Source organism: Paraprevotella xylaniphila YIT 11841 (assembly GCF_000205165.1).
GTDB classification, from domain to species: Bacteria; Bacteroidota; Bacteroidia; order Bacteroidales; family Bacteroidaceae; genus Paraprevotella; species Paraprevotella xylaniphila.
The window spans coordinates 1-4,662 of sequence record NZ_GL883889.1; the positions used below are offsets into that span (position 1 = coordinate 1).

The 4,662-nt window shown below is 50.3% G+C and carries 3 protein-coding genes; all 3 read right to left on the reverse strand.

What is annotated here, in order from left to right:
- On the reverse strand, nt 1–1,413 hold a 1,413-nt coding region (locus tag HMPREF9442_RS15045; protein WP_008630285.1), incomplete at its 3' end, for an ATP-binding protein.
- A gap of 94 nt (nt 1,414–1,507) precedes the next feature.
- On the reverse strand, nt 1,508–3,016 hold the full coding sequence (locus tag HMPREF9442_RS15050; RefSeq protein WP_008630288.1) for a transcription termination/antitermination NusG family protein: 1,509 nt from the start codon (nt 3,014–3,016) through the stop codon (nt 1,508–1,510).
- A gap of 266 nt (nt 3,017–3,282) precedes the next feature.
- Entirely contained in the window at nt 3,283–4,497 is a 1,215-nt protein-coding gene (locus HMPREF9442_RS15055) for a site-specific integrase (protein ID WP_040603270.1), read from the reverse strand.
- Between the last annotated feature and the right edge of the window lie 165 nt (nt 4,498–4,662).

The window sequence follows — 4,662 nt, forward strand, 5'->3', positions numbered from 1 at the left end:
TTTCAGTTCCACGACGTAGAGCGTAGTGGCTGTGCGCATCACTAAATCCACCCGTCCCATCGAGGTACGTACTTCCACGTCCACGTACGCGCCGAGGAGGCTGAAAATGACGTAGAGCATCTGTTGGTAATGCCCTTCGTAGTCCGTGCGGTCGCAATAGGGAACGGTGGAGAGGAACGTTTGCAGCAGACGCAACATCCCGTCCATGTCGCCGCGCACCAAGGCACGGGCCAAATTGACCACCGTGGTATTGGTCGTCTGCGTGTCGCGTGTCACATAATAAGGTATGAGGCTGCGCATCAGGCCTATCCTTACTTCCGCATTCGGGATGTCCAACGTATAAATTTGGAACATTTCATCGTACCCCTTGATGGTGACATAGCCACTTTGGTACAACAAGGGCGTGATGCTTTCCATTCGTTCGGTCGGTGCGTCGAAATCGGCCGCCACAGCCTCGTTACCTCCTATCCGGGAGGGCAATACACCGAATTTGTTCAGCATTTCGATGAGGTATGTGGGCGTGCCGCTGCCGAACCAATAAGAATCCAACCGCCCGTCGGCAAAAGCATTCAGCAGGCTGAAAGGGTTGTAGATGTCGGGCGAGGGCCATGTGAAATGGTAACCGTCGTAATGGTCTTTTAGCTTCTTTACGACCTCTTTGCGATTCACGTTCAACCGTCCGGCTAAAATATCCAGATCCTCGTCCATCTGTGTGGCCATCTCCTCTTCCGTGATGCCGCAGATAGCGGCATATTCCGGCAGCATGCTGATATTCTTAATGTTGTTCAACTCGCTGAAAATGCTCAGTTGCGAGAACTTGGTGATGCCCGTCAGGAAGACGAAACGCAGGTAAGGGTCGCAGGCTTTGAGCGGACTGTAGAAGTTGCGCATGACGTTACGCAGGACAGGGAGGTCTTTTTCTTCATGCACCACGTCGAGCAGGGGCGCGTCGTATTCGTCGATGAGCACCACCACCTGGCGGCCCGTCTGTTCGTATGCGCGGCGGATCAAGTTCGTGAGGCGTATGTTGGCATCCGGACTTTCCGTGAGGATACCGTATTTATACTCCATCGGTTCCAACTGTGAAGCCAAATAACGTTCCAGTTGTTCCTTTTCCATGTGTTTGCCGAGGCTCATGTCGAAGCGCAATACGGGGTATTCCGTCCATTTCGTTTCCAACTGCTCCATGGCTAAACCTTTGAACAAGTCTTTTTGCCCTTGGAAATAAGCTTCCAAGGTACTGGTCAATAGGGATTTGCCGAAACGGCGCGGGCGGCTCAAAAAGATGTATTTCGAATCGGCATGCACCAAACGGTGGATATATTCCGTTTTGTCGATATACAGGAATGCCTTATTTCTTATTTCTGAGAATGTCTGTATCCCTATCGGATATTTTCGCCTTGTGTACTGCATAGTCGAACCCTCACTTTTTGAATTTGTATAAGTGCAAAGTTACTGAAAATGAAAAGCCATGCAAATGTTTTGCCGGAAAACTTTTCTTTATGTCCTATTGGTGCAGCCACACCGTCTGCAAGTACCTGCGCCATACGGCCAAATGGGTGGTGGCATTGATTTCCTTGCAGATGTTGATGCAAGTTGTGGCCAGTCGTTCTTTTGCACCGTCGATGTCCGGAGACGTGACGGCCAACACGTTCAGGGTTTCTACCCCTATCTTGAGACGGGGGAGGGCTTTTACCGGAGAGTCCTTGTCTGTCAGTACGCGGTAGAGCGTAGGGGCGAAGTTCCGGAACGACTCGACGAGCTTTTCTTCCTGTGTCTTGCCGTCTTTTCCGTTTAGGCCCGTTCCTGTTACCAAGCGTTCATTGGCCTTGCCTGTGGTTCGGAAATATTTGTCCAAGAACATGTCCCAGTTGGTAAAAAGAATGTAGCCGCCTTGGGCTGTGTCGGGCATGATGCCGATATGGCTGTAGTAAGTGGTGGTTATGGATTCCTCTTCGCCTTTGCTGGGGCGGTAGGCCCGTTCCGTAATGTCCGTCTTTCGGATGATTTCGGTGAAGTCCGTGTGGGGCAATTCCGCTTCGTCTTTTCCGTCTTCGAAATCCACGCCCGAAGTTGGGGTGAGAAACGGGCGGATGACGTGCTTGTCCCAATGGGTTCTTACGTAGCCGGGATTGTCACGCTCGTAACGGGCAAGCTCCAAGAGCAGTTCTGCCTCTCGGGTGTTCAGTCGGGATGTCTTTTGGCTCAGTGCCTCGTACCCTTTGCGGGCCAAGTCTTTGCGAAGTCCGGCGAGCGACGGTTTTATCACCAACGAATCGACTGTTTCGTAGAGCATCGGAAGCGTTTCCCTTTCATGACCGCAACTTTCCAACATGCCGACGAGCAAATCTACGGCTCGTGCTTTTTGTGTGCCGATGGTTTGGCGGTCGCCTTCGGTGTTATGCAAGCGAACCACATGGAAGTTCCAGATGTTGGGTATGGATACGGCAAAGTGCCTTTCCGAGTCTATGGCTTTCATGTTGAACACCAACCTCCGTTCCCTGTGGAAGCGGGTCAGATAGCCTTCGCGCCCTTTCAACGGGCCGTCCAAAACCTTGACAATCTCGTTCGGCTCATTGGTTTTCGGGTTGAAGGCGTAGTCACTGTAAGGCTTTTCCAATACGATGACGTGTTCTGCGTAATTTTCATTGAAGTCCTTGAAGAAGCGAATCTGTTCTTCGGGTATCGTCAGGAAACCGGCCTTGTGCCTGTCGTCTTTTTTGCGTTCATACAAGAGGGTGCCGTCCGGGTAGTATTTGCCGATGAAGTCTGCCACGGCTTCCTGGGTGGAAAGGACGAACACGTAACCGGCAAATAACGGCTGCTGCACGTCCCTGCCTTTGCTGCCTATGTCTGCCGTGGTATGGGTGGGGCAATAGGCTTCAAGTATATTGGGGGCTTGCGGCAGATGGGCCGAAAGTAAATCGGTAAGTTTCCTTTCTTGGTGGGGAAGGGTGCGGATGACGAACCACCGGAAGTCCACCTTGTTTAATTTGTCATGATGCTGTGGCTTCATGCAATCTTTATTTTCCCCTCATGCCGGACGCATAAGAGTTATGAAATGCCTTTTTCAGGCGTAACGGTCGTATCCTGGAAGAACCTCAGCAACGAATATCCACCGTTTTTATGGGAAGAGATGAACGAAGCGTTGCACGCTTCATAAGATCCTTTTCCATATCATTCATGTTTAAAATGGTTTGTTCAACCTTTCTAAGTGGCAGTTTTCATAATGTTGTATAATATACAACTGCCATGGTTGCTAAGCATTCCTCGCAGGTTTGATTATTTCAAAATCTTGTCAATCATCTTTTTGTTGGCTTCCATCACGACAGTAGTGTCGATTGATGAAAGGTAGATTTGTGTGGTTTTCAGGTTGTCGTGTCCCAATCCTGTGCTGACAATCGAAAGGTCATAGCCCATGTCCCGCATAGTGGTGGCCCAAGTGTGGCGCGCCACGTATGTTGTCAGTGGGATGCGCAAGCCTGCTATCCTGCCTATTTTCTTCAAGTTCCGGTTGATGTTATGTTCTGCTTTTTCGTATTGCCGGCGTTCCGTCCCGTCGGCATGGGTGATGATGGGCAGCAGGTACGGGCTTTCGGTTGTCAAATGAGCATACGTCTCGACGATGGCTTGCATGGAAGGCTCCCAACCGATGTTCAGGCTCTGTCGCGTCTTTTTACGGTCGTATTGCAGTACGCCGTTCCGGATGTCGGATTTTCTCAGGTAGGCCAGGTCTACGAACGATATTCCTTGCAGGTAGATGCTCAGGATGAACATGTCCCTTGCAAAAATGAGCGGAGAGCCTGCAGGCAAGCGGAGAAGCCTGATGGTCCGGATGGCTTCTAACGGGATGGCCCGTTTGGACGTTTTGGCAAAACCGGTGAACACATGCCGGAAGATACCTTTGTCCGTAGTCAGGCCCATCTCGACGGCTTTGCGGTAAAGGGTACGAAGGGTACGCAGGTAACATGAGGATGAATTGCGTTTGAGTCCACGGCTCTTCATCCATGCTTCATATAAGGTCATCATTTCCGCGTTCAGTTCGTCAAGGGCTATGTCTGTGCCTTGGCGGAAACGGGCGAAGCTGCTCAGTGCGTCACGGTAGGTCTTGGCTGTCCCAGGGCGGCCGACCTTTGCCTTCCGGTCGGCCATGTCGAGGATGAAACCGAACCATGTCGGGCAGGTGGGCAACTGTTTGTAAGCCGATACGATGTCTTCTGTGCCGTACTCCACCCTTTTCGTTTCCATGGCCGTGATGATGGCCGTAAGCTGATTGGTGTACCATTTTATTTTGGAAGCCGTAAGCCGCAGGAAATTTTGCCTTTCCGGTGTGCCGGCAATCCGGATGGAGGATGTGGTGTCGTTCCATTCATCCTGCCGTATGTGGAAACCGGTATGAATCATTCTTACCGTTCTGCGATGAATCACTTGGAAATACAAGGTCCCTTCTTGCTCTGGCAGGGTAGAAGGACGGAATCTCAATTTGAATGAGGCCATAATGATTTTTGTTTTAGAAAATGGATATGGATTATATTCTGGATTTTCATAAAGTCCGTAAAGGAAGCAATAAGTGCCTATTTTTTTAAGGATAATCACTTTAGAATCACTATAAAATTCGTATCTTTGCTTGACGAAGTTACGAAAAGAGTGTAATTTATTGGA

Coding starts and splice junctions, on each gene's coding strand:
- HMPREF9442_RS15055 (WP_040603270.1), bottom strand. CDS start 4,497: ATGGCCTCATTCAAATTGAGATTCCGTCCTTCTACCCTGCCAGAGCAA.
- HMPREF9442_RS15050 (WP_008630288.1), bottom strand. CDS start 3,016: ATGAAGCCACAGCATCATGACAAATTAAACAAGGTGGACTTCCGGTGG.